Source organism: Streptococcus pluranimalium (assembly GCF_047785705.1).
Taxonomy (GTDB): domain Bacteria; phylum Bacillota; class Bacilli; order Lactobacillales; family Streptococcaceae; genus Streptococcus; species Streptococcus pluranimalium_A.
The window spans coordinates 63,732-86,040 of record NZ_JBLOJV010000002.1; the positions used below are offsets into that span (position 1 = coordinate 63,732).

A 22,309-nucleotide genomic window follows, 5' to 3' on the forward strand; every position below is an offset into this window, starting at 1 on the left:
AAATAGAATGTTCATATTTTCAAATATTGTTTTTAAAAAATAAAGGAACAGTCATTTGCTATCACTACTGTTCCTCCATCTTTTCTACAAAACATTACGTTATTTTTATGTTTTCTGTTTGAATTTATTCACAAATTAATTCACTAATATATCAGAAAACTGCCTTTTGTAATAATCAGCTATTTCATCACATTTTAATAATTTTAGAACATATATCGCATCTCGAATCTGATTAATGCCTAAATCTTTTTCTCCTTTGCAATATAGGTAATGTCCGTTAGCAATCATATATACTGTTCTCAGGTATAAATCGTTATCATTAAAAAATCTTTTTTGGATCATTTGATTAAAATAAGCAGCTTTGGTTAAGTTATTTTCATAAGTCGATTTAAATAAACCATTAAGCAATATGCTGTGTACCAGATTTCTATTTTTTCGTAATTCTCCGAGGAAATCGATTTTTTTCATCATTTCTCTAGTATATTCAAAATATAGATTTAATGATATTAAAGGGGATATATCTGAAAAAAGCTTTAGTTCGTACTCTCCCCAAATATCTACTAAAAATAAATAATCATACATTTTTTCTTGCTCTTTTTCTGTTAATTGAGTACTTTCATCTAAAATGAACATATGTCCTTTAATGATCAAAGCATTAAAAAAATGGTCTTCTTTTTGTGATATAGTATACTTCGAAATCTCCTCAAGATACATTTTATTCAGCTTGTTTAAATCCTTCTTAGATAGTACTTGCCATATGTTTTCTTTTAAAATCGTATAGTCAGAGGGTTTGAAATCATTGTAAAGGTAAATAAACTCGTCAAGGTCAGTTCTAATATTTTTCAATCCAACCAATAATTTAGTTATTGTCATATCAGACTCACCATTTTCAAATCTACTTAGCATCGAATGACTAAACTCATTTCCTGTAGCTTCTTTAAGCGAAACATTTCGAGACACTCGTAGCATTTTAAACAGTTCTCCCATTGCATTCATCCTTTTATCAACTCCTTTAGTTTCCTTCATCTGCACATAAATCAATTTTGAGATGCTTTTTTATTTATCATTTCTATTTGATAACCAATGACTTCTTGACCTTCTTGGTAGTAGGGCCTCTATTATAATGAGCTTATTTGTGGTTCATGAATATAGGGCATTTGTTAGTTCCTTTCAGACAAATGTGGTGTTTATCTGAGCCTAACATAAATGGCTTTTTTCTGTCTAGCTTAATTTTACAAATTGGGTCTAATTCTTTCTTTGGATGGAAGCTGGCATTATCCATGACGACAACATGTGTCTCTTCTAATGATGGTATGAGTTGATCTTTAAACCACTTGACAAAAAAGGCGCTGGTCATGCTCTGTTTGTCAATCAAAGGTGCAACAAAACGCCCATCAATCTGTCCTGCGACAATGGACGTTCGCTCAAAGCGTCTGCCACTCATTTTGCCATAAATTTTTTGCCCTTTTCGATAAAGGTAGGTGTCAATACCTGTTTCATCACTATAAACGACTGGGATTCCGACCAAAGCAGACAGTACTGCTAAGAAAACGTTAACTTTTTCGGGATTTTGCTCGCGATAGATGGTTGTCTTTTTTTAAAAGTGATGCCATGTTTTCTTAAGGCTTTCCAAACGGCGTTGATGGCACAAGAAAAGTGTTCGGCAATTTCTCGTAGATAGGCATCAGGATGCTCATTAACGTAGGCAAGAAGGTCATCTTTAGGCAGTTTTCGGGGGGATGATTTTCTTGGACGGTCTTTCAAATTCCCTTGAGTTTCTAAAATCATTTCCCATTTTTTCAGGGTAGTTGGGCTAATATTGAAAATACGGCTGACTTCTGCTTTTGTATGACCTTCGTTGACGAAGTCTAAGGCACGTTGTCTAAAATCTTGGCTATATGTCATAAGTCTATTTTAAAACATTTTTAAAGTGGAACAACTATAACAAAAGAAAAAGCCTATGAAATGTTGATTTCGTAGGCTTTGTATGTTCAACTACTTCACTTCCGTAAAGGTAACGTGTTTACGCAATTTTGGTGAGTATTTTTTTAGTTGAAGACGGTCTGGAGTGTTACGTTTGTTTTTTGAAGTAAGGTACAAGCGTTCACCAGATTCTTTGTGTTCAAGTGTAATGTTTACGCGCATGGTATCTCCCTTCTATTATTTCGCTTCAGCTGCTTTAGCGATTTTACGCCCTTTGTAGTATCCTTTGAGAGATACACGGTGAGAGCGTGAATAATCTCCAGTGATTTCGTCAAATTTCACAGTCGGAGCTGTCAATTTGTAATGCGTACGACGTTTGTTTTTTTTCGCTTTTGAGGTGCGACGTGCTGGTACTGCCATTGTAGGTTCTTCCTTTCAATAATAACGATTTCGGGGACTGACTGAGCAGCTGCCCGATTCTTTTAAAGATGATTTTATCATCAACTATACTAGTTTACCATATCATTTTTGTAAAGTAAAGTTACTTGACAAAAAAATAATCCTTGTGCAAATCTTTTTTGCCTATCGAAAATTATACCTAAACATGGTAAAATAAAACCATAACGTCTACAGAAAGGAAAGGGTCTTAAGCTATATCGCTAGGGGAAAACTAAGATTACAGATGATGACACTAATCGCTACTGTCATAAGGCAGCAGCTTATGACGAGAAATCCCTTGCTTAATACTCTTTATCATGACACTCTATGAAACTTCAAAAACCCAAAGGCACTCAGGATATTCTCCCTGAAGAGAGTGCCAAATGGCAATATGTGGAGAATTTTGCTCGTAAGACCTTTGAAAAATACCATTACGGCGAAATCCGAACACCAATGTTTGAGCATTACGAAGTGATTTCACGTTCTGTTGGGGATACAACAGATATTGTCACCAAGGAAATGTATGATTTTTACGATAAAGGTGAGCGTCATATTACCCTGCGCCCTGAAGGGACAGCACCTGTTGTGCGTTCTTATGTCGAAAACAAGCTATTTGCACCAGAGGTTCAAAAACCTGTTAAATGGTACTACATTGGCTCTATGTTTCGTTACGAGCGCCCTCAAGCTGGCCGCCTGCGTGAATTCCATCAAATCGGTGTTGAGGCCTTTGGCTCTAGCAATCCTGCTACCGATGTTGAGACGATTGCTATGGCTTACCAACTCTTTAAAGATCTCGGTATTAAGGATCTTACCCTTCATCTCAATAGCCTCGGAAACAGCTCCAGTCGTCAAGCCTATCGTCAGGCTTTGATTGATTACTTGAGACCGATGCGTGACCAGCTTTCTAAGGATAGCCAGCGTCGCTTGGAGGAAAACCCCCTTCGTGTCCTTGATTCTAAGGAGAAAGAGGATCAAATAGCTGTTGAAAATGCCCCATCTATCTTGGACTTCTTAGATGAGGAAAGCCAAGCACACTTTGATGAGGTGCGTGCCCTGCTGGAAATTCTCAATATCCCTTATGTCGTCGATACGAATATGGTTCGTGGGCTGGACTACTATAATCACACTATTTTTGAGTTTATCACCACCATCAATCAAACAGCATTAACCCTTTGTGCTGGTGGTCGCTATGATAGCCTAGTTGACTATTTTGGTGGTCCTGAGACACCTGGTTTTGGGTTTGGGCTAGGTCTGGAGCGACTCTTGATGATCCTTGATAAGCAAGGCATTGAACTCCCCATCGAAACTGATATGGACCTTTATATCGCTGTTTTAGGAAATAAGGCCAATCGTAAAGCTTTGGAATTGGTGCAGGCTGTGCGTAACCAAGGCTTTATAGCAGAACGTGATTACCTCAATCGTAAGATCAAAGCACAGTTTAAATCTGCTGATAGTTTTAGGGCAAAAACTATTTTAACCCTTGGCGATAGTGAGATAGAGACTGAGCAAGTAACCATTAAAAATAACACTACCCGTCAGGAAATTATGGCAAGCTTTGATGAGTTGACAACTGACTTTGCCAGCGTCATCAGCCGATTACTCTAAAATAGCATTAAATGATGCAAAAAGTCCTTCTGATATGGTAGGACTTTTTCTTATATTTTGGTACAATGAATAAGACTCATACTTTTGTCGTATGAACTATTGAACACATGGAGAAAACAATGACTAAACGTAGTATGTATGCTGGTCGTGTTCGTCGTGAACACATTGGAACAACTCTTACCCTCAAAGGTTGGGTTGGACGTCGCCGTGATCTGGGTGGCTTGATTTTCATTGATTTGCGTGACCGTGAAGGAATCATGCAGTTGGTCATCAACCCTGAAGAAGTTTCAAGTGAGCTGATGACAACTGCTGAAAGCCTGCGTCATGAGTATGTCATCGAGGTTAGTGGTACTGTAGAAGCACGCCAACAAGCCAACCCTAACTTGGCAACTGGTGAGGTTGAGTTGAAGGTGGCTGCCTTGACAATTCTAAGCACTGCAAAAACAACACCGTTTGAAATCAAAGATGGTGTTGATATTTCTGATGACAATCGCCTTAGGTATCGTTATTTAGACCTGCGTCGTCCAGAGATGTTGGAAAACTTTAAATTACGTGCCAAAGTGACCCACTCTATCCGCAACTACTTGGATGAACTTGAGTTTATTGATGTTGAAACACCAATGTTGACTAAATCAACGCCAGAAGGGGCGCGTGATTACCTAGTGCCATCTCGTGTTAGTCAAGGTCATTTCTACGCTCTTCCCCAAAGTCCACAAATCACCAAACAACTTTTGATGAATGCTGGTTTTGACCGTTACTATCAAATTGTTAAGTGTTTTCGTGATGAGGATTTACGTGGGGATCGTCAACCTGAGTTTACACAAGTTGACTTAGAAACGTCATTCCTTAATGAGCAAGAAATTCAGGACATCGTGGAAGGCATGATTGCCAAAGTCATGAAAGATACCAAGGGAATTGATGTGACACTCCCTTTTCCACGTATGGCTTATGATGATGCTATGAACCGTTATGGTTCAGATAAACCAGATACACGCTTTGACATGTTGTTGCAAGACTTGACAGAAGTTGTCAAGGATGTTGACTTCAAGGTTTTCTCAGAAGCGCCAGCTGTCAAAGCGATTGTTGTTAAAGGACAAGCAGACAAGTATTCACGTAAAGACATTGACAAGATGACTGAATTCGCCAAGCAATTCGGTGCTAAAGGACTAGCCTGGATCAAAATGACTGATGGAACTCTTGCTGGTCCAGTTGCTAAATTCTTGACAAGTATTGAAGGTCAGTTGACAGATGCTTTACAACTTGACGAAAATGACTTGGTTCTCTTTGTTGCTGATAAACTTGAAGTAGCTAATGATACACTTGGTGCTTTACGTGGCCGTATCGCTAAAGAACTTGACATGATTGACAATACTAAGTTCAACTTCCTTTGGATTGTGGACTGGCCAATGTTTGAATGGTCTGAAGAAGAAGGGCGCTACATGTCAGCCCATCATCCATTCACTTTGCCAACCCAAGAGTCAGCTCATGAACTTGAAGGCGAATTAGCTAAGGTTCGAGCAGTTGCTTACGACATCGTCCTCAATGGCTATGAACTCGGTGGCGGTAGTCTTCGTATTAACCAAAAAGATCTACAAGAACGGATGCTTAAAGCACTCGGCTTTACAGAAGAAGATGCCTATGAGCAATTTGGTTTCTTATTAGAAGCCATGAATTATGGCTTTCCTCCACACGGTGGTTTAGCCATCGGTCTTGATCGCCTGGTAATGCTTTTAGCTGGTAAGGATAATATCCGTGAAGTCATTGCCTTTCCTAAAAACAACAAGGCAACAGACCCAATGACAAAAGCACCAAGTCTGGTAGCTGACAAACAACTTGACGAACTAGCATTACATCTCAATCTAAATGGCTAAAAAAACAAGATTTTCTAAAAAATTAACCTACTCCTTAAAACGAATAGCCAAACGATTTGGCTTATGGCATACCTTACGAAGCATCTCCAAAGAAAAATATGCAGAGAAAATTTCAGCTTCACTGCTTTATGGAGTCTTGTCTAGTATTGCGGTTAATTTCTTCTTTCAACCAGGGCATGTCTACTCCAGTGGAGCAACGGGCTTAGCACAGGTCATTTCAGCCCTGACAGAAAAGACCTTTAATCAGCCAATCCCTATTTCACTGGCCTTCTATGCTATAAACTTACCGCTATTGGTTTTAGCTTGGCACAAAATCGGCCATAAATTCACCATTTTTACATTTATTGCCGTTTCCATGAGTTCATTTTTTATCTACCTCATGCCACAAATCATCTTGACCAAAGATCCTTTAGTCAATGCTATCTTTGGAGGTTTATTTATGGGATTAGGGGTTGGGGTCGGTCTACGTTCCAGAATTTCTAGTGGCGGAACAGACATTGTCTCTTTGACCATCCGTCAAAAAACTGGACGAAATGTCGGTAGTATTTCTCTTATTGTTAATGGTGTGATTATGATTTTTGCTGGTGTTTTATTTGGCTGGCAATACGCTCTTTATTCGATGGTGACTATTTTTGTTTCTAGTCGAGTGACTGACGCTATTTACACCAAGCAAAAAAAGATGCAGGCGATGATCGTGACCTCAAGTCCTGAGCGTGTCATTGCCATGGTTCATAAAAAATTACACCGTGGCGTCACCTCCATCAACAATGCTCAGGGAACCTTCAAAAATGAGGAAAAAGCGGTTCTTCTAGTGATTATCACACGAGAGGAATTCACCGAATTCAAATACCTCATGGCAAAGGCAGACCCAAAGGCCTTCATCTCTATCTCTGAAAATGTCCAAATTATTGGAAGGTTTAAGGATGATTAGAGTAGGCTAGACACTGACAACTGATAAACCAAAAATAAGCTGAAATCGCTAAATGATAAGCATTAAATAACTGAAAATAAAAGAGTTTAAAAAGAGGTAATGATATGAAACTTAGATGGCACCTTTCAGATAGCATTCATCTTATCTGGATTACATTTGGTGTTGCGCTTTACACATTCGGTTTTGTCAATTTTAATATGGCTAATCACCTTGCCGAAGGAGGAGTTGCTGGTATTACCTTGATCCTTCATGCCCTCTTTGGATTAAATCCAGCCCTATCGTCGCTCCTCATTAACCTGCCCCTTTTTGTCCTTGGAGCAAGAGTTTTCGGTAGAAAATCACTGCTGTTAACCATCTATGGCACGGTGACCATGTCCATTTTTATTTGGATTTGGCAACGTGTTCCCATAGCATTAGGTTTGCAAAACGATATGATGCTGGTCGCTATCGTCGCTGGGATTTTTGCCGGTGTTGGTAGTGGTATCGTCTTTCGCTATGGTGCTACCACTGGTGGGACAGACATCATCGGCCGCGTATTAGAAGAAAAGACAGGTATGAAGTTGGGGCAAACCCTGCTTTTGATTGATGTTTTGGTGTTAGCATCCTCTTTAGTTTACATCGATTTAAAACACATGCTTTACACCCTGATAGCCAGTTTTGTCTTTAGCCAGGTCTTAACCACTGTGCAAAATGGTGGCTACATGGTTCGTGGTATGCTGATTATCACCAAAGAATCAGACAAGGCTGCCGCTACTATCTTACAAGAGATCAACCGAGGTGTGACCTATCTACAAGGTAAGGGAGCCTATACAGGACGAGGTTTTGATGTCCTCTATGTTGTTTTGAATCCTAATGAAGTACGTGATGTTAAAGATATTCTAGCAGAGTTAGACCCAGACGCCTTTATATCTGTGATCAATATTGATGAAGTGATTTCTTCTGATTTTAAGATTAGGCGAAAAAATTATGACCGAGATATTTAAAAATCAAGTTGACAATATTGTCAACCTGATTTTTTTGTAGTGATATTCTCAGTCAAGCTAGAGTCTAGATGAACAAGGCTTACATATTATCTGGTGCTTCCACACCGAGAAGACGAAGAGCCTCTTTGAGAACAGTTGCTGTCGCGTATGAGAGGGCTAGGCGGCTATCACGTTCTGGATTAGCGTCAAGAATACGTGTATGTGCGTAATATTTGTTGAAGCTTTGTGCCAAATGAATGGCAAACTTAGCAATGATTGACGGCTCATAGTTATCGGATGAACGCTTGATCATACGCGGAAAATCTTGAATTAGCTTGATGATTTCCCAGCTTTCATTATCAGATAAGCTGTAGGTCGCTTCAGCATTTGGAGTGAAGTCAGCTTTACGCAAAATGGACTGGATACGAGCATGAGCATATTGGACATATGGTCCTGTCTCTCCCTCAAAAGAAACCATGGTATCAAGGTCAAAGTCATAGCCATTCATGCGATCCGTCTTGAGGTCATAAAATTTGATAGCCCCAACTCCGACAGCATGTGCAACAGCTTCTTTATTGGGAAGATTTGGGTTTTTAGCCTCAATTTGTGCCTGGGCACGAGCGACTGCCTCAGCAATAGTAGGCTCTAGCAGGATAACATTGCCTTTACGCGTGGATAATTTCTTACCTTCTTTGGTAACAAGTCCAAAGGCAACATGGTGCATATCGTCTGACCAGTCATATCCCATTTCTTTGAGGACTGCTTTTAGTTGCTTAAAGTGAGCCGATTGTTCATTACCGACAACATAGATGGATTTAGCAAAATCATAGGTCCGTTTACGGTAAAGAGCAGCTGCTAAATCACGGGTGATATAAAGGGTTGCCCCATCTGACTTTTTGATAAGAGCAGGGTATTCAATACCGTAGGCTGCAAGGTCAACGACTTGGGCACCTTGTGACTCTTTTAGAAGCCCTTTGTCTTCTAAAAGGTCAAGGACTTCTTCCATCTTGTCATTGTAAAAGGCTTCTCCGTTATAGGAATCAAAGGAAACATCAAGTTCCTTATAGAGACGGTTGAATTCCACAAGACTTTCGTCGCGGAACCATTGCCACAAAGAAAGAGCCTCTTCGTCTCCAGCTTCTAATTTGCGGAACCATTCACGCGCCTCTTCATCAAGCGACGGGTCTTCTTCAGCTTCAGCGTTGATACGAACATATAGTTTCAGAAGTTCAGCGATAGGGTCTGCTTCAACAGCAGCTTGATTACCCCATTTTTGATAGGCGACAATCAACATGCCAAACTGCTTGCCCCAATCTCCTAAATGATTGATACGAACAGGTTTGTAACCTAATTTTTCAAAGACATTAGCCAAACTATCAGCAATAACGGTTGAACGCAAATGTCCGATTGAGAATGGCTTGGCGATATTTGGACTAGACATGTCAAAAGCAACCTGTCGACCTTGCCCTAAATTTTGGTCAGCATAATGACTACCATGCTTAATGACATCAGAAAGGACTTGTCCTGAAATGGTTGATTTATCTAAGAAGAAGTTGATGTAAGGGCCTACTGCCTCAACCTTTTCAAAAGCAGAAGTATCGATTTGCTGAGCCACTTCCGCAGCGATTAGATTTGGGGCTTTGCGGAGAACTTTGGCTAATGTAAAGACTGGAAAAGCAAGGTCTCCCATGCTTGCATTTTTAGGTGTTTCAAGTAGAGTTTCAATGGTGCCTTGGTCCAAATCCTTTAAGACTTTGGCTAGCTCAAGCGCAATTAATGATTTATCAGTCATGGCATCTCCTGTAATTTTATTGTACTAACTATTTTCTATTTTAACATATTTTCAAAAATCTTTAAGAAACTTTTGACAACTTGACAAAGAATTTGATAAAAGATGCAAACAATAGTCTTTTTTGTTATAATTTTAGTCAAAGTCTGACTAACAAAGGATGGAAAAAATGTCAAAAAAAAAGCGTCTCGAAGAAATTAAGCAACTGATTAAAACCAAACAAATCAGCACACAAGAAGACATCAAACTTCATTTGGAAGAAAAAGGTATTTGTGTGACTCAAGCGACCTTGTCGCGCGATTTGCGCGAGATTGGCTTGATCAAGTTACGCAGTCAATATGGTAAACTCTACTACAGTTTGACCGAGCATGGGGTCGAATCTTTTGGTGGGCGTATTCGCGCCTTTATTCAGAAAGTATCTAGGGCACAGTTTATGCTGGTTTTAAATACTAATCTGGGTGAGGCAGATGTTTTAGCTAACATCATTGATCAAGAAGGGCGTGAGGAGATTTTAGGCACTGTTGCTGGAGCTAATACCCTCCTGGTCATTTGTCAAAATGAAGAGAGTGCCAAAACTATTTGTCAAGAAATAACAGTAGAATTACAGAAGGATTAAGCATGGTTAAGGACAAGATTTCTCCTGGAATGCAGCAGTATCTGGATATTAAAGCCGATTATCCAGATGCTTTTTTGCTTTTTCGCATGGGTGATTTTTACGAACTATTTTACGAGGATGCGGTCAAAGCCGCACAGTTATTAGAGATCAGCCTGACCAGTCGTAATAAAAACGCTGAAAATCCCATTCCCATGGCTGGTGTTCCTTATCATTCTGCTCAATCCTATATCACCATTTTGGTAGAAATGGGCTATAAAGTCGCCATCGCCGAGCAGATGGAAGATCCCAAGCAAGCTGTTGGCGTGGTTAAACGTGATGTTGTGCAGGTTATCACACCAGGAACAGCAATAGATGCCAGCAAACCAGACAATGCCAATAACTTTTTAGTGGCATTGGACTTTGATGGTGAGCAGTATGGCTTGTCATATATGGATTTATCAACAGGTGAATTTATGGTGACGGTCTTGACTGACTTTTTAAGTGTCAAAAGTGAAATCCAAAACCTTAAAGCCAAAGAACTGGTCATTGGCTTTGAACTATCCCAAGAGGAGCAAGAGATTTTCACCAAGCAGATGAACCTCATTCTTTCTTACGAAAATCAGCTGTTTGATCAAGATGACCTCATCAGTAATGGCTTAGCTAAGGTTGAAAAAAGCAGTGCCTCAAAACTACTCTCCTATGTTCACCATACACAGATGAGAGAGCTTAGACACATTCAACACCTGCTACATTATGAGGTAAAGGATTACCTTCAAATGACCTATGCGACCAAGTCTAGCTTAGATTTGCTAGAAAATGCTCGTACAGGTAAAAAACACGGCAGTCTCTTTTGGTTATTGGACGAAACGAAGACAGCCATGGGAATGCGGCTCTTAAGGCAGTGGATTGATCGTCCTCTGATTCGTTTGGAAGATATCAAGGAACGTCAAGATATTATTGAAGCCTTCTTAAATGATTTCATCAATCGAAGTGATTTATCAGAAAGTCTAAAAGGTGTTTACGATATTGAACGCTTAGCTAGCCGTCTTGCTTTTGGAAAGGCATCTCCTAAAGACCTTTTGCAGTTGGGCAATACCTTGACACGAGTTCCGACCATAAAGTCCGTTCTATTAGCTTTTGATAAGCCTATTATTGACAAGGTTGACAAGGATATTGACACGATTTCTGATCTAGAAGCCTTAATCAGTCTGGCTATTGATCCAGATGCACCAGCAACGATTTCTGAAGGTGGCATCATTCGTACAGGCTTTGATGACACTTTAGACCATTATCGAAAAGTCATGAAAGAAGGGCGTGCTTGGATTGCAGATATTGAAGCCAAAGAGCGTCAAAATACAGGTATCACCTCACTCAAAATTGATTACAACAAAAAAGATGGCTATTATTTCCATGTCACCAACTCTCATTTAGCCTCAGTGCCAGATTATTTCTTTAGGAAAGCAACTCTAAAAAATTCGGAGCGTTTTGGAACAGCTGAATTAGCTAAGATTGAGGGAGATATGCTAGAAGCACGTGAGCAGTCTGCTAATCTGGAATATGATCTTTTTATGCGCATCCGTGCCCGCATCGAGACTTATATCGAGCGCTTGCAAGCTTTGGCCAAGGTCTTAGCTAAGGTCGATGTCCTTCAAAGTTTAGCGCTTGTCGCTGAAACCAATCACTATGTGAGGCCTGAATTTAACAATCAGCATATCATTGAGATTAGAGAAGGGCGACATGCTGTGGTGGAAAAAGTCATGGGAACACAGGTTTATATCCCAAATAGTATTCATTTTAACCAAGACACCAATATACAACTCATTACAGGGCCAAACATGAGTGGTAAGTCAACTTATATGAGACAGTTGGCTTTATCAGTTGTTATGGCGCAGTTGGGGTCTTACATCCCTGCAAAAACAATACAATTACCGATTTTTGATGCCATCTTCACGCGAATCGGTGCAGCAGATGATCTCATCTCAGGACAGTCAACCTTTATGGTCGAAATGATGGAAGCCAATCAAGCCATTCAGCGAGCAACGAAGCAGTCTCTTATTCTCTTTGATGAGCTGGGACGTGGTACAGCGACTTATGATGGCATGGCCTTGGCTCAATCCATTATTGAGCATATCCATGATAAGATCAAAGCAAAAACAATGTTTGCCACACACTATCATGAGTTGACAGCCTTGTCAACATCATTGACAAATCTTGTCAATGTTCATGTGTCAATCTTAGAAGAAAAAGGCGATGTGACCTTCCTCCATAAAATCGCAGAAGGTCCCGCAGACAAGTCTTATGGTATCCATGTCGCTAAAATTGCAGGTCTGCCAAAATCTTTACTACTAAGGGCTGATCATATTTTACAGGATTTAGAGAGTCACACAGTTAAGCTAAGAACGAGCGAAAAGGTTGCAAAAACCAACTCCAATCCTGGTAAAGAATCAGAGCAATTAACACTGTTTACAGATGAACGCCACAGCCAGCTACTAAACAAGTTGGAGGCACTTGATGTCTTGACAGTAACTCCGATGGAGGCAATGACGATTTTAGTTGACCTCAAGCAACTGCTCTAAAGATTTTAAAAATCAAGATGATAGTTTGGACAACAACCTATCATCTTGATTTTTAAAGCGTATCAACGCATACCGAGGCTGGAATAAAATTTCAGTCTTTTTAGCGCAATCTTTGACTCTATTAAAAGGTTGCCAGACCATTTGTGTTATAATAGTTACCAATACTAAAGCGAGGTTCGTATGAATAGAATTATTGAACTACCAGAAATATTAGCCAATCAGATTGCTGCTGGTGAGGTGATTGAACGACCAGCTAGTGTGGTAAAAGAGTTGGTTGAAAATGCTATAGATGCCAAAGCGACTCAAATTACTATTGAAATCGAAGAATCTGGATTGCAAAAAATTGTCATCACCGATAATGGTATCGGTATGAATCGCAAGGATTTAGAGTTGAGTTTACGACGTCACGCAACCAGCAAAATCAAAAATCAAGCGGACTTGTTTCGTATTAGAACGTTGGGTTTTCGTGGGGAAGCCCTGCCTTCGATTGCTTCGATTGCGCACTTGACGATGGAGACAGCTAGTCAAGATGACCCTAGTGGGACTTCCTTATTTGCCAAAGGAGGTCATATTGAGTCAATCGAGACGATTTCACGCCCCCTTGGAACAAAAATCTCTGTGGAGAATCTTTTTTATAACACACCTGCCCGTCTCAAATACCTTAAAAGTTTACAAGCTGAATTGGCTCATATTGTTGACATTATCAACCGACTGAGTTTAGCACATCCAGACATTGCCTTTTGCCTAATAAGTGACGGTCGTCAGGTGATTCAAACAGCCGGGACAGGCGACTTAAAACAGGCGATTGCTGGCATTTACGGCCTTAATACTGCTAAAAAAATGACTGAAATTGCCGCAGCTGATTTGGATTTTGAGGTATCTGGTTATGTTAGTTTACCTGAGTTAACAAGAGCCAATCGTAACTACATAACACTCTTGATCAATGGGCGTTACATCAAAAATTTCCTACTCAACCGTGCCATTTTAGATGGTTATGGTTCAAAACTGATGGTCGGTCGGTTCCCGGTTGCAGTCATTGATATTCAGATAGATCCTTACCTAGCTGATGTCAATGTCCATCCTACAAAGCAAGAAGTTCGTATCTCAAAAGAAGGTGAGCTAATGCGTTTAATTAGCTCAGCTATCAAAGATGCCCTACAAGAGCAAGAGTTGATTCCAGATGCTTTGGAAAATCTAGCTAAATCAGCCACCAAAAAGGGAACTGATGCTGTTCAAACCAGTCTAAGCCTGAAACAAGCTCCTATTTATTATGACACTAATGCCCAGGATTTTCTTGAAAAACCTGCTGTTTTAGAGGAGTCAACCCAGTTTGATCCAAGTGATTCTGTAAACTTTGTTGACAACGATGTCAAGAGAACTGTAAATCTACCCTCAACGATTAAATATGCTGAACGTGATCCTAGCCTGCTGGAAAATCACAATCATGGTCGCCTAGACTTTCAAAATAAATCAAAAATCAATCGTCTGATTGAAACTCTGGAAAACGAAGAAACGTCAACTTTTCCAGAATTAGATTATTTTGGACAGATGCATGGAACCTATCTTTTTGCTCAAGGTAAGGGAGGTCTCTATATCATTGATCAGCATGCTGCTCAAGAGCGGGTCAAATACGAGTATTACCGTGATAAAATTGCTGATGTTGACAGTTCGTTACAGCAGCTTTTAGTCCCTTACTTGTTTGAATTTTCGGCAGCTGATTATCTGAATTTACAGGAAAAAATGCCACTCCTAAATCAAGTCGGCATTTACTTAGAACCTTACGGCGAAAATACCTTTATTCTACGTGAACATCCTATTTGGATGGCAGAAGAGGAGATTGAGTCTGGCGTCTATGAAATGTGCGACATGCTGCTCTTAACCAATGACGTTTCTATCAAAAAATACCGTGCAGAACTTGCCATCATGATGTCTTGCAAACGCTCGATCAAGGCTAATCACAGGCTTGATGATTCTTCTGCTAGAAACTTGATTTACCAATTATCCAAGTGTCAAAATCCTTATAATTGTCCACATGGACGTCCTGTTTTGATTAACTTTTCATCGTCGGATATGGAAAAAATGTTTAGAAGGATTCAGGAAAATCATACTAGTTTAAGAGATTTAGGAAAATATTAGGTTGACAATATTGTCAATTTAGTTTTAGAGGGAGATTATGAGAGAATTTTTTACCCTGCCCAAGCAGTTGCAGTGGCGGGAGGAATTGCGCTTTATTTCTATCATTTTAGGAAGTGCTATTTTTCCGTTTATGTCCATGTATTATGTTCAGTATTTTGGAGCTTTTATCACGGGTTTACTCGTTATTGTGACGCAGGTTGTTAGTTTTATTGGCATCTTGTACGGCGGACACTTATCGGATTCACTAGGTCGTAAAAAAGTAACGGACCTCGGGAATTTAGGGGTCTTACTGGGTTATGTATTAACAACTTTTGCTAATCTCCCAGGACATGTTGAGCCTGTTTTGACGTTTGTGGGGATTTTTATTGTAGAAGTGGCGTCCAATTTTGCCCATCCTGCTTATGAAGCTATGTTGATTGACTTGACGACCGAGGAAAATCGTCGCTTTGTATATACAATCAACTACTGGCTGATTAATGTAGCTGTTATGATGGGAGCAGGCATTGCAGGTGTTTTCTATGACCATCATTTCTTCGAATTGCTTCTCGTCATGACAGCCATTGCAGCCTTTTCATACCTGATTATGCTCTGGAAATTTGAAGAAACGCGTCCAGAAGATTTTGTTTTTACTCATGGTCGAGGAGTATTGGCTACTTTTAAAAATTATAGCGAAGTGATCAAAGATAAGACTTTCATGGTTTACACTATGGGAACCATTCTCTTTGCGGCAGTTTGGGGACAGATTGATAACTACCTGCCGATTCACTATAAAACCTTGTATCAGGAAACTGATCTCTTTGGCATTCTTATCAGTGGACCTAAGTTGCTTAGTTTGGCAGTACTTATCAACACCGTCCTGATTGTTCTTTTGATGACGACATTTAACCGTTTGACAGAGAAAATGAAACTGTTGCCTCAGTTGATATTAGGAGCTAGCACTTTTGCGACAGGGATTTTTGCGGCACTAACTTTCAAGACCTTGCTACCAATCATGCTTGCAGCAGTGGTTTATACAATAGGTGAGATGATTTACATTCCAGCAAGTCAGGTCCTCCGTGTCAAGATGATGGACGAGAATAAGATCGGTTCTTACTCAGGTTTTCTAGCTATTTCTCAGCCTTTGGGGATGATTATTGCTGGTGCTATGGTCTCACTCAGCGATTTTACGGGAGTATTAGGGGTTCAGTTGACCTTTATCATTATTGCCTCTCTAGGACTTTATCTTATGGTGCATTCTGCTAAGTTGCATCATCTTTCTTAAGGAGAATTTATGTACGATTATATTAAAGGAAAATTGACGAAAATCACCGCTAAGTTTATTGTCGTCGAGACAAATGGTTTAGGCTATATCATCTATGTTGCCAATCCCTACTCTTTTTCAGATCATGTCAATCAAGATATTCAAATTTACCTGCATCATGTGGTCAGAGAAGATGCTGATCTGTTATTTGGCTTTCATACCGATCACGAAAAAGAGGTTTTCCTCAAGTTAATTTCAGTATCAGGGATTGGGCCAATGACGGCTCTTGCTATTGTAGCTGTGGATGATAATGAAGGACTTGTTAATGCGATTGATAACAGTGACATCAAGTACCTCATGAAATTCCCTAAAATTGGGAAAAAGACAGCCCAGCAAATGATTCTTGATTTGGCTGGTAAATTTGTTGATACCCCAATGGAAAATGGTAAGGCGCCTAAAACTAAGACTGTTGCAACTAATGAACAGTTGGATGAAGCTATGGAAGCCCTCTTGGCACTTGGTTACAAAGCAAGTGAACTCAAGAAAATCAAAGCCTTCTTTGAGGGAACTAATGAGACAGCAGAACAATACATTAAATCAGCTCTTAAAATGCTGATGAAATAATAAGAAGTAGAGCTGTAAAACGATGGAGGTTTCACATGAAACGTTGTTCTTGGGTTAAAGCATCAAACCCTCTCTATATCGCCTACCATGATCAAGAGTGGGGTAAGCCACTTCATGAGGAGCAGGCTTTGTTTGAGTTGCTCTGCATGGAAACCTATCAGGCTGGTTTATCATGGGAAACTGTTCTCAATAAGCGTCAAGCTTTCCACGACGCTTTTTATGATTATGATATGGAGAAGGTAGCTCAAATGACAGATGACGAACTGGATAAACTATTGGAGAATCCAGCCATCATTCGTCACCGTCTGAAATTGTATGCAACCAGATCAAACGCGCAAGCTTTTTTAAATATTCAAAAAGCTCACGGCTCGTTTGATCATTATATCTGGTCCTTTGTTGATGGTGTTACTGAAAATAATGACGTGCCAGATTATCGTCAAGCGCCAGCTAAAACAGAGTTATCAGAAAAAGTGTCTAAGGCTCTCAAAAAAGCAGGCTTCAAGTTTGTAGGACCTGTCGCTGTTCAATCTTTTCTTCAAGCAGCCGGATTAGTCAATGACCATGAGAATGATTGTGATTTTAAATAAGAGAGTCTAGACAAGAAGTCTAAAAATAGAAAACGGCATAGGATAACATCATTAAGAGACCTTATTCTATGCCATTTTATATTGTTCAGTGTTCAACAGAACGTTTAGTATTGAAGTTTGTATTCATTTTAGAATATTAAATGCAGAAGAAGATAGACAGCAACAAAGCCCAAAATCATAGGAAGTAAGAGGTCTAGCACATGCCAAAACAACGTTTTAGAATGAGATGGTGCTTTGATCGGTTGAGTGATTTCACCTGCTAAAAAATCACTAATATCCTGATAGGTTTTTAACTGATAATCACTTTTGTAGCGGTCAACTTGAAAACTTTTATAAACCAACCAAGGACTAGAAATGATCAAATTAAGCAGAAGTCCATTTTCTCTGAAAAAATAAAAACTAAAAATTGATGAGATAACAAACCAGATTAATAGTAACGTAAACTCGATGGATAATTGTTGAAAGTGTTGATGTGCTTTCATTGATAGACTCCTTTCAATTTTAGGTAGATCTTCTTTAAGCAATTCGTGAACAGAGATATTGAAATACTCAGAAATAGTCATGAGACTTTGTAAATCAGGATAAGAGTAACCGCGTTCCCAGTTGGAAACGGTTTGTCTGGTAACATAAACCTTGCTTGCTAGTTCTTCTTGAGTGAGATTCTGGGTAGTTCTTAACTGATAGATATGTTGACCAATTTTCATGATTTGCCCTCCTTTACTATGACTTTATTATAGTTATTCTGCTAGGTTAAAGCTAGCAAATATTTTTAACATGTCGTAATTCAAAAGGTTAGTGACATGTTCATCTTTACAATATGTTGACAATTCTGTAAACCCATCAAAATTTAGGATTTTTAGAGATTAGATTAGGATCGTTAAGGACTGGGAATTTTTTGCTACATTAGGGTATGTATTTACTTGGAAATGCTAAAAGTTGGTGATATTCTCAAATTTTTGGGAAGTGGTCTAGTAGTTTATCATAATGATTGACAATCCAGTGATTGAACCCAAAAGAATAATTTTTAGCAATTTATGCTAAAATGTAAACAAGTTTTCGAATAGTAAAGTAGGTGGGTAAATGAAAGCAGAGTTAATTGCAGTCGGAACAGAAATCTTAACTGGACAAATCGTTAACACCAACGCCCAGTATTTGTCAGAAAAAATGGCAGAAATCGGTATTGATGTTTACTATCAAACAGCTGTTGGGGATAATGAGAAAAGACTCCTATCGGTCATTGATATTGCCAGTAAACGTAGTGATCTGCTTATTCTTTGTGGGGGATTGGGACCAACAGAGGATGACTTAACCAAGCAAACCTTGGCTAAATATTTGGGGCGAGACTTAGTTTTTGACAGCAAAGCCAAGCAGAAATTAGATCAATTCTTTGCGTCACGACCTAAACACAGCCGTACCCCAAATAATGACCGTCAGGCTCAGATTATTGAAGGAGCGACTCCGATTGAAAACATTACTGGACTGGCTGTCGGAGGTATCTTGACAGTTGATGATGTGACTTATATCATTTTACCTGGCCCACCAAGTGAGCTAAAACCCATGGTACAAAAAAGCTTAATGCCTTTGTTAGCTAATAGCGGTGAGCAACTCTACTCCCGCGTTCTGCGTTTCTTTGGTATCGGTGAAAGCCAGCTGGTGACGGTCCTAGCAGACCTCATCACACAGCAGACTGACCCGACACTTGCTCCCTATGCCAAGGTTGGTGAAGTGACCTTGAGGTTATCAACCAAGGCGACAAATCAACAAGCAGCTGATTTGAAGTTGGATGCACTGGAATCCCAAATTTTAGCAAGACAAGGTTTGGATGATTTACCACTCAAAAACCACTTATACGGCTATGGTGAGGACAATTCCTTAGCCCGAGTGACGGTTGACTTGTTGAAGGCTTCTGGTAAGTCGATCACGGCTGCAGAAAGCTTGACCGCAGGGCTTTTTCAGTCGACAATCGCTGATTTAGAAGGTATTTCTGCTATTTTCCAGGGTGGTTTTGTGACCTATAGCTTGGCTCAAAAGGCTGCGATTTTAGGAATTCCGGAGGATGATTTAAAGACGCATGGTGTTGTTAGTGAGTTTACAGCTAGAGCCATGGCTGAGGCTGCGCGTGAGAAGGTCGGGGCAGATCTTGCGATTTCTCTGACAGGTGTGGCAGGCCCTGATAAGCTAGAAGGACAAGCCGTTGGAACGGTCTTTATAGGCTTAGCCAGTGCAAAAGGCAGTTGCGTTAAAAAAGTCTTTATTGGAAATCGCAGTCGTTTCGACATTCGCTATATTGCCGTTTTACATGCCTTAGATATGGTTCAGCAAGCATTGCTAGCATGATTATATTCACTTAATTTGGTATAATAAAAAGGTTGATACCTTTATTATTTCTAAAATCATTAATAGAAATAACACCGTAACACTACTCTATATCTGACTGTTAATTGATGTAACAGTTGGTTTTAATCAAAACTATAGGAGACTATTTTGGCTAAAAAACAAAAAAAAATGGAAGAAATCACTAAAAAATTTGGGGAAGAACGTCAAAAAGCCCTTGATGATGCTCTAAAAACAATCGAAAAAGATTTTGGTAAGGGAGCTATCATGAAACTTGGGGAGCGTTTTGAGCAAAAAGTTCAAGTCATGAGTTCAGGTTCATTGGCACTTGATATTGCTCTTGGTGCTGGTGGTTATCCTAAGGGTCGTATCATTGAAATTTACGGTCCTGAGAGTTCCGGGAAAACCACTGTGGCACTTCACGCTGTTGCTCAGGCCCAAAAAGAGGGTGGAATCGCCGCCTTTATTGATGCCGAGCATGCCCTGGATCCAGCCTATGCTCAAGCACTTGGGGTCAATATTGATGAATTACTTTTGTCTCAACCAGATTCGGGAGAGCAAGGGCTTGAAATCGCTGGTAAACTCATTGATTCTGGTGCGGTTGACTTAGTTGTTGTTGACTCGGTTGCAGCCCTTGTGCCACGTGCAGAGATTGATGGGGATATTGGAGATAGCCACGTTGGTTTACAAGCGCGTATGATGAGTCAAGCCATGCGTAAATTATCATCTTCTATCAATAAAACCAAAACCATTGCCATTTTCATTAACCAATTACGTGAAAAAGTCGGTATAACCTTTGGTAATCCTGAAACAACACCTGGTGGTCGTGCCCTTAAATTTTATGCTTCCGTTCGTCTTGATGTTCGTGGTAACACACAAATCAAGGGTAGCGGTGATAAAAAAGACCAAAATGTTGGTAAAGAAACTAAAATCAAGGTTGTCAAAAACAAGATTGCCCCACCTTTCAAGGAAGCTTTCGTTGATATTATGTATGGTGAGGGAATTTCTCACACTGGTGAGCTGATCAAGATTGCTAGTGATCTGGATATTGTTAAAAAAGCTGGATCTTGGTTCTCTTATAATGGTGAAAAAATCGGTCAAGGTTCTGAAAATGCTAAAAAATACCTTTCCGAACATCCCGAAGTCTTTGATGACATCGACCAAAAAGTACGAGCTCATTTTGGCATGAATAACACTACTGATGCTGAAGGTGAAGAAAAAGCAACGGAAGACCTCTCAAAAGTAGAAGTAGAGACAAAAACAGACGAACTTATCTTAGACCTTGATAGTAGCATTGAAATTGAAGAGTAAAAAAACAGTCCAGCGGACTGTTTTTTCATGAGCCGAAAAATAAGAGAGCGAGTTAAGTCCAGCGGACTGTTTTTTCATGAGCCGAAAAATAAGAGAGCGAGTTAAGTCCAGCGGACTGTTTTTTCATGAGCCGAAAAATAAGAGAGCGAGTTAAGTCCAGCGGACTGTTTTTTCACGAGCCGAGAAATAAGAAAGTGAGTTAAGTCTAAGTCCGAAGGAGATTTTTAAATTGCACATTTAAGAAATTGTTAAGTTTTTAAGCCATTTGACAGTAAACTCTTGACAAATCCATAAATAGGTCCAAAGACCTATATACTTGATGATAAACACATGCTATAATGATACTATCATGGGATAGAAAGTGAGAATGTACATGATTAAAATTTATACCATCTCAAGTTGCACGAGCTGTAAAAAAGCAAAAACGTGGCTCAACGCACACAGGCTCCCTTATAAAGAACAAAATTTAGGAAAAGAAACACTAACCAAGCAAGAAATATTAGCAATTCTCGCTAAAACAGAAAGTGGCATTGAGAGCATTGTGTCATCAAAAAACCGCTATGCCAAAGCTCTGAATTGCAACATTGAGGAGCTACCCCTAAGCCAAGTGATTGACTTGATTCAGGAAAATCCACGTATTCTTAAAAGTCCAATCTTGATTGATGATAAGCGTCTGCAAGTTGGTTACAAAGAAGATGATATCCGTGCTTTTCTACCGCGTAATATCCGTAATGTCGAAAATGAACAAGCACGCCTACGCGCAGCATTGTAAAAGAAATACCAAAAAACAGTCGGGATTGTGCCTGACTGTTTTTTGGCGATTACATTATGGTGGCTTACAGAGTTTTCATCATATTGACCTAATTAAAGCGTTTTTGGTGTTGGGCGTTAAACTGTTGTTGCAGGTTAATCTTGGGCTTGGGCTGAACGTCAAGCACAGGCTGGAGGAGTTCGTCTAAGAGAGACTCGGCTTCAGATAAAGTAGATTCATCATTTATTTCCTTTTCGTCATAATCACCTCCTCCGATTTTATAAGCAAAAACGGTATCATAGCTAAAAAAGTATTCATCACCACTAGAAATATTTAAGAGATAGTATTTGTCATAAGCGTTATAATAGGCTGCATAAGAAGTATCTTTCTTAAAGACTGCTCCGTTGCCATCTAAGTCAAAGTAATGGGTTTTTGTTCTGGGATCTGTGATATCATGTGCATAGTCCACAATAATCGCTAGTTCTGGGTGTGTCCCTGCCTTTCTAGGCATGTGCTGGACATAGTAGCCTGCGTAGGCGGCTAGGTTATAGGCAATATAGAGCTTTGCCACACCAAAAAGGAGAAGGCTAAACAGAGTGAGGAGGAGAGTGATAAGGAGAGTTTTTTTCATCGTAT

The 22,309-nt window shown here is 39.7% G+C and carries 21 protein-coding genes; 13 read left to right on the forward strand and 8 right to left on the reverse strand.

Annotated elements, in window-relative coordinates:
- Window positions 1-135 precede the first annotated feature (135 nt).
- The 5 genes from ACMZ6Z_RS00910 to rpmF all read right to left on the reverse strand — a co-directional run bounded on the left by ACMZ6Z_RS00910 (window position 136) and on the right by rpmF (window position 2,343).
- Window positions 136-1,026, reverse strand: a complete 891-nt coding sequence (locus ACMZ6Z_RS00910; RefSeq protein WP_416130783.1) for an Rgg/GadR/MutR family transcriptional regulator — start codon at window positions 1,024-1,026, stop codon at window positions 136-138.
- Between the two features lie 103 nt (window positions 1,027-1,129).
- Complete coding sequence (locus ACMZ6Z_RS00915; RefSeq protein ID WP_416130784.1) at window positions 1,130-1,528, reverse strand: transposase; 399 nt, start codon at window positions 1,526-1,528, stop codon at window positions 1,130-1,132.
- A 14-nt stretch (window positions 1,529-1,542) separates the two neighbouring features.
- The gene (locus tag ACMZ6Z_RS00920) at window positions 1,543-1,905 is read right to left on the reverse strand and encodes an IS630 transposase-related protein (protein ID WP_416130785.1); all 363 of its coding nucleotides are present in this window, start codon (window positions 1,903-1,905) and stop codon (window positions 1,543-1,545) included.
- Window positions 1,906-1,995: 90 nt separating this feature from the next.
- On the reverse strand, window positions 1,996-2,145 hold the full coding sequence (gene rpmG, locus ACMZ6Z_RS00925) for a 50S ribosomal protein L33 (RefSeq protein ID WP_002982147.1): 150 nt from the start codon (window positions 2,143-2,145) through the stop codon (window positions 1,996-1,998).
- A gap of 15 nt (window positions 2,146-2,160) precedes the next feature.
- Window positions 2,161-2,343, reverse strand: a complete 183-nt coding sequence (rpmF, locus tag ACMZ6Z_RS00930) for a 50S ribosomal protein L32 (RefSeq protein ID WP_416130786.1) — start codon at window positions 2,341-2,343, stop codon at window positions 2,161-2,163.
- 345 nt (window positions 2,344-2,688) lie between these two features.
- Between rpmF and hisS the strand changes: the two genes are divergently transcribed.
- From hisS to ACMZ6Z_RS00950, 4 genes are all read left to right on the forward strand, one after another.
- Window positions 2,689-3,966 (forward strand): histidine--tRNA ligase, encoded by a 1,278-nt coding sequence (gene hisS / locus ACMZ6Z_RS00935; protein ID WP_416130787.1) that lies wholly within the window; start codon window positions 2,689-2,691, stop codon window positions 3,964-3,966.
- A 119-nt stretch (window positions 3,967-4,085) separates the two neighbouring features.
- Complete coding sequence (gene aspS / locus ACMZ6Z_RS00940; RefSeq protein WP_416130788.1) at window positions 4,086-5,837, forward strand: aspartate--tRNA ligase; 1,752 nt, start codon at window positions 4,086-4,088, stop codon at window positions 5,835-5,837.
- On the forward strand, window positions 5,830-6,768 hold the full coding sequence (locus tag ACMZ6Z_RS00945; RefSeq protein ID WP_416130789.1) for a YitT family protein: 939 nt from the start codon (window positions 5,830-5,832) through the stop codon (window positions 6,766-6,768). Before aspS ends, ACMZ6Z_RS00945 begins: the two co-directional genes overlap by 8 nt.
- A gap of 104 nt (window positions 6,769-6,872) precedes the next feature.
- The gene (locus tag ACMZ6Z_RS00950) at window positions 6,873-7,751 is read left to right on the forward strand and encodes a YitT family protein (RefSeq protein ID WP_416130790.1); all 879 of its coding nucleotides are present in this window, start codon (window positions 6,873-6,875) and stop codon (window positions 7,749-7,751) included.
- 79 nt (window positions 7,752-7,830) lie between these two features.
- Here the strand turns inward: ACMZ6Z_RS00950 and argS are convergent, their stop codons facing one another.
- Window positions 7,831-9,522 (reverse strand): arginine--tRNA ligase, encoded by a 1,692-nt coding sequence (gene argS / locus ACMZ6Z_RS00955; RefSeq protein WP_416130791.1) that lies wholly within the window; start codon window positions 9,520-9,522, stop codon window positions 7,831-7,833.
- A 166-nt stretch (window positions 9,523-9,688) separates the two neighbouring features.
- Between argS and argR the strand changes: the two genes are divergently transcribed.
- From argR to ACMZ6Z_RS00985, 6 genes are all read left to right on the forward strand, one after another.
- Entirely contained in the window at window positions 9,689-10,135 is a 447-nt protein-coding gene (gene argR, locus ACMZ6Z_RS00960) for an arginine repressor (RefSeq protein WP_416130792.1), read from the forward strand.
- Window positions 10,136-10,137: 2 nt separating this feature from the next.
- On the forward strand, window positions 10,138-12,690 hold the full coding sequence (gene mutS, locus ACMZ6Z_RS00965) for a DNA mismatch repair protein MutS (protein WP_416130793.1): 2,553 nt from the start codon (window positions 10,138-10,140) through the stop codon (window positions 12,688-12,690).
- 180 nt (window positions 12,691-12,870) lie between these two features.
- On the forward strand, window positions 12,871-14,826 hold the full coding sequence (gene mutL, locus ACMZ6Z_RS00970; RefSeq protein WP_416130794.1) for a DNA mismatch repair endonuclease MutL: 1,956 nt from the start codon (window positions 12,871-12,873) through the stop codon (window positions 14,824-14,826).
- Window positions 14,827-14,863: 37 nt separating this feature from the next.
- Window positions 14,864-16,087: an MDR family MFS transporter gene (locus ACMZ6Z_RS00975; RefSeq protein WP_416130795.1), complete on the forward strand. Its 1,224-nt coding sequence runs from the start codon at window positions 14,864-14,866 to the stop codon at window positions 16,085-16,087.
- Window positions 16,088-16,096: 9 nt separating this feature from the next.
- On the forward strand, window positions 16,097-16,690 hold the full coding sequence (gene ruvA / locus ACMZ6Z_RS00980) for a Holliday junction branch migration protein RuvA (RefSeq protein WP_416130796.1): 594 nt from the start codon (window positions 16,097-16,099) through the stop codon (window positions 16,688-16,690).
- A 35-nt stretch (window positions 16,691-16,725) separates the two neighbouring features.
- Entirely contained in the window at window positions 16,726-17,277 is a 552-nt protein-coding gene (locus ACMZ6Z_RS00985; protein WP_416130797.1) for a DNA-3-methyladenine glycosylase I, read from the forward strand.
- Window positions 17,278-17,405: 128 nt separating this feature from the next.
- On the opposite strand, the gene ACMZ6Z_RS00990 is transcribed toward ACMZ6Z_RS00985, so the two are convergent.
- Entirely contained in the window at window positions 17,406-17,981 is a 576-nt protein-coding gene (locus tag ACMZ6Z_RS00990) for a helix-turn-helix domain-containing protein (protein ID WP_416130798.1), read from the reverse strand.
- 376 nt (window positions 17,982-18,357) lie between these two features.
- Here ACMZ6Z_RS00990 and ACMZ6Z_RS00995 point away from each other — a divergent pair, with 376 nt between their 5' ends.
- The 3 genes from ACMZ6Z_RS00995 (at window position 18,358) to spx (ending at window position 21,694) form a co-directional block, all read left to right on the forward strand.
- Complete coding sequence (locus tag ACMZ6Z_RS00995) at window positions 18,358-19,614, forward strand: competence/damage-inducible protein A (protein ID WP_416130799.1); 1,257 nt, start codon at window positions 18,358-18,360, stop codon at window positions 19,612-19,614.
- Window positions 19,615-19,761: 147 nt separating this feature from the next.
- Complete coding sequence (gene recA / locus ACMZ6Z_RS01000) at window positions 19,762-20,922, forward strand: recombinase RecA (protein WP_416130800.1); 1,161 nt, start codon at window positions 19,762-19,764, stop codon at window positions 20,920-20,922.
- Between the two features lie 373 nt (window positions 20,923-21,295).
- Entirely contained in the window at window positions 21,296-21,694 is a 399-nt protein-coding gene (spx, locus tag ACMZ6Z_RS01005) for a transcriptional regulator Spx (RefSeq protein ID WP_416130801.1), read from the forward strand.
- Between the two features lie 88 nt (window positions 21,695-21,782).
- Here the strand turns inward: spx and ACMZ6Z_RS01010 are convergent, their stop codons facing one another.
- On the reverse strand, window positions 21,783-22,304 hold the full coding sequence (locus ACMZ6Z_RS01010; RefSeq protein ID WP_416130802.1) for a hypothetical protein: 522 nt from the start codon (window positions 22,302-22,304) through the stop codon (window positions 21,783-21,785).
- Window positions 22,305-22,309: the final 5 nt, after the last annotated feature.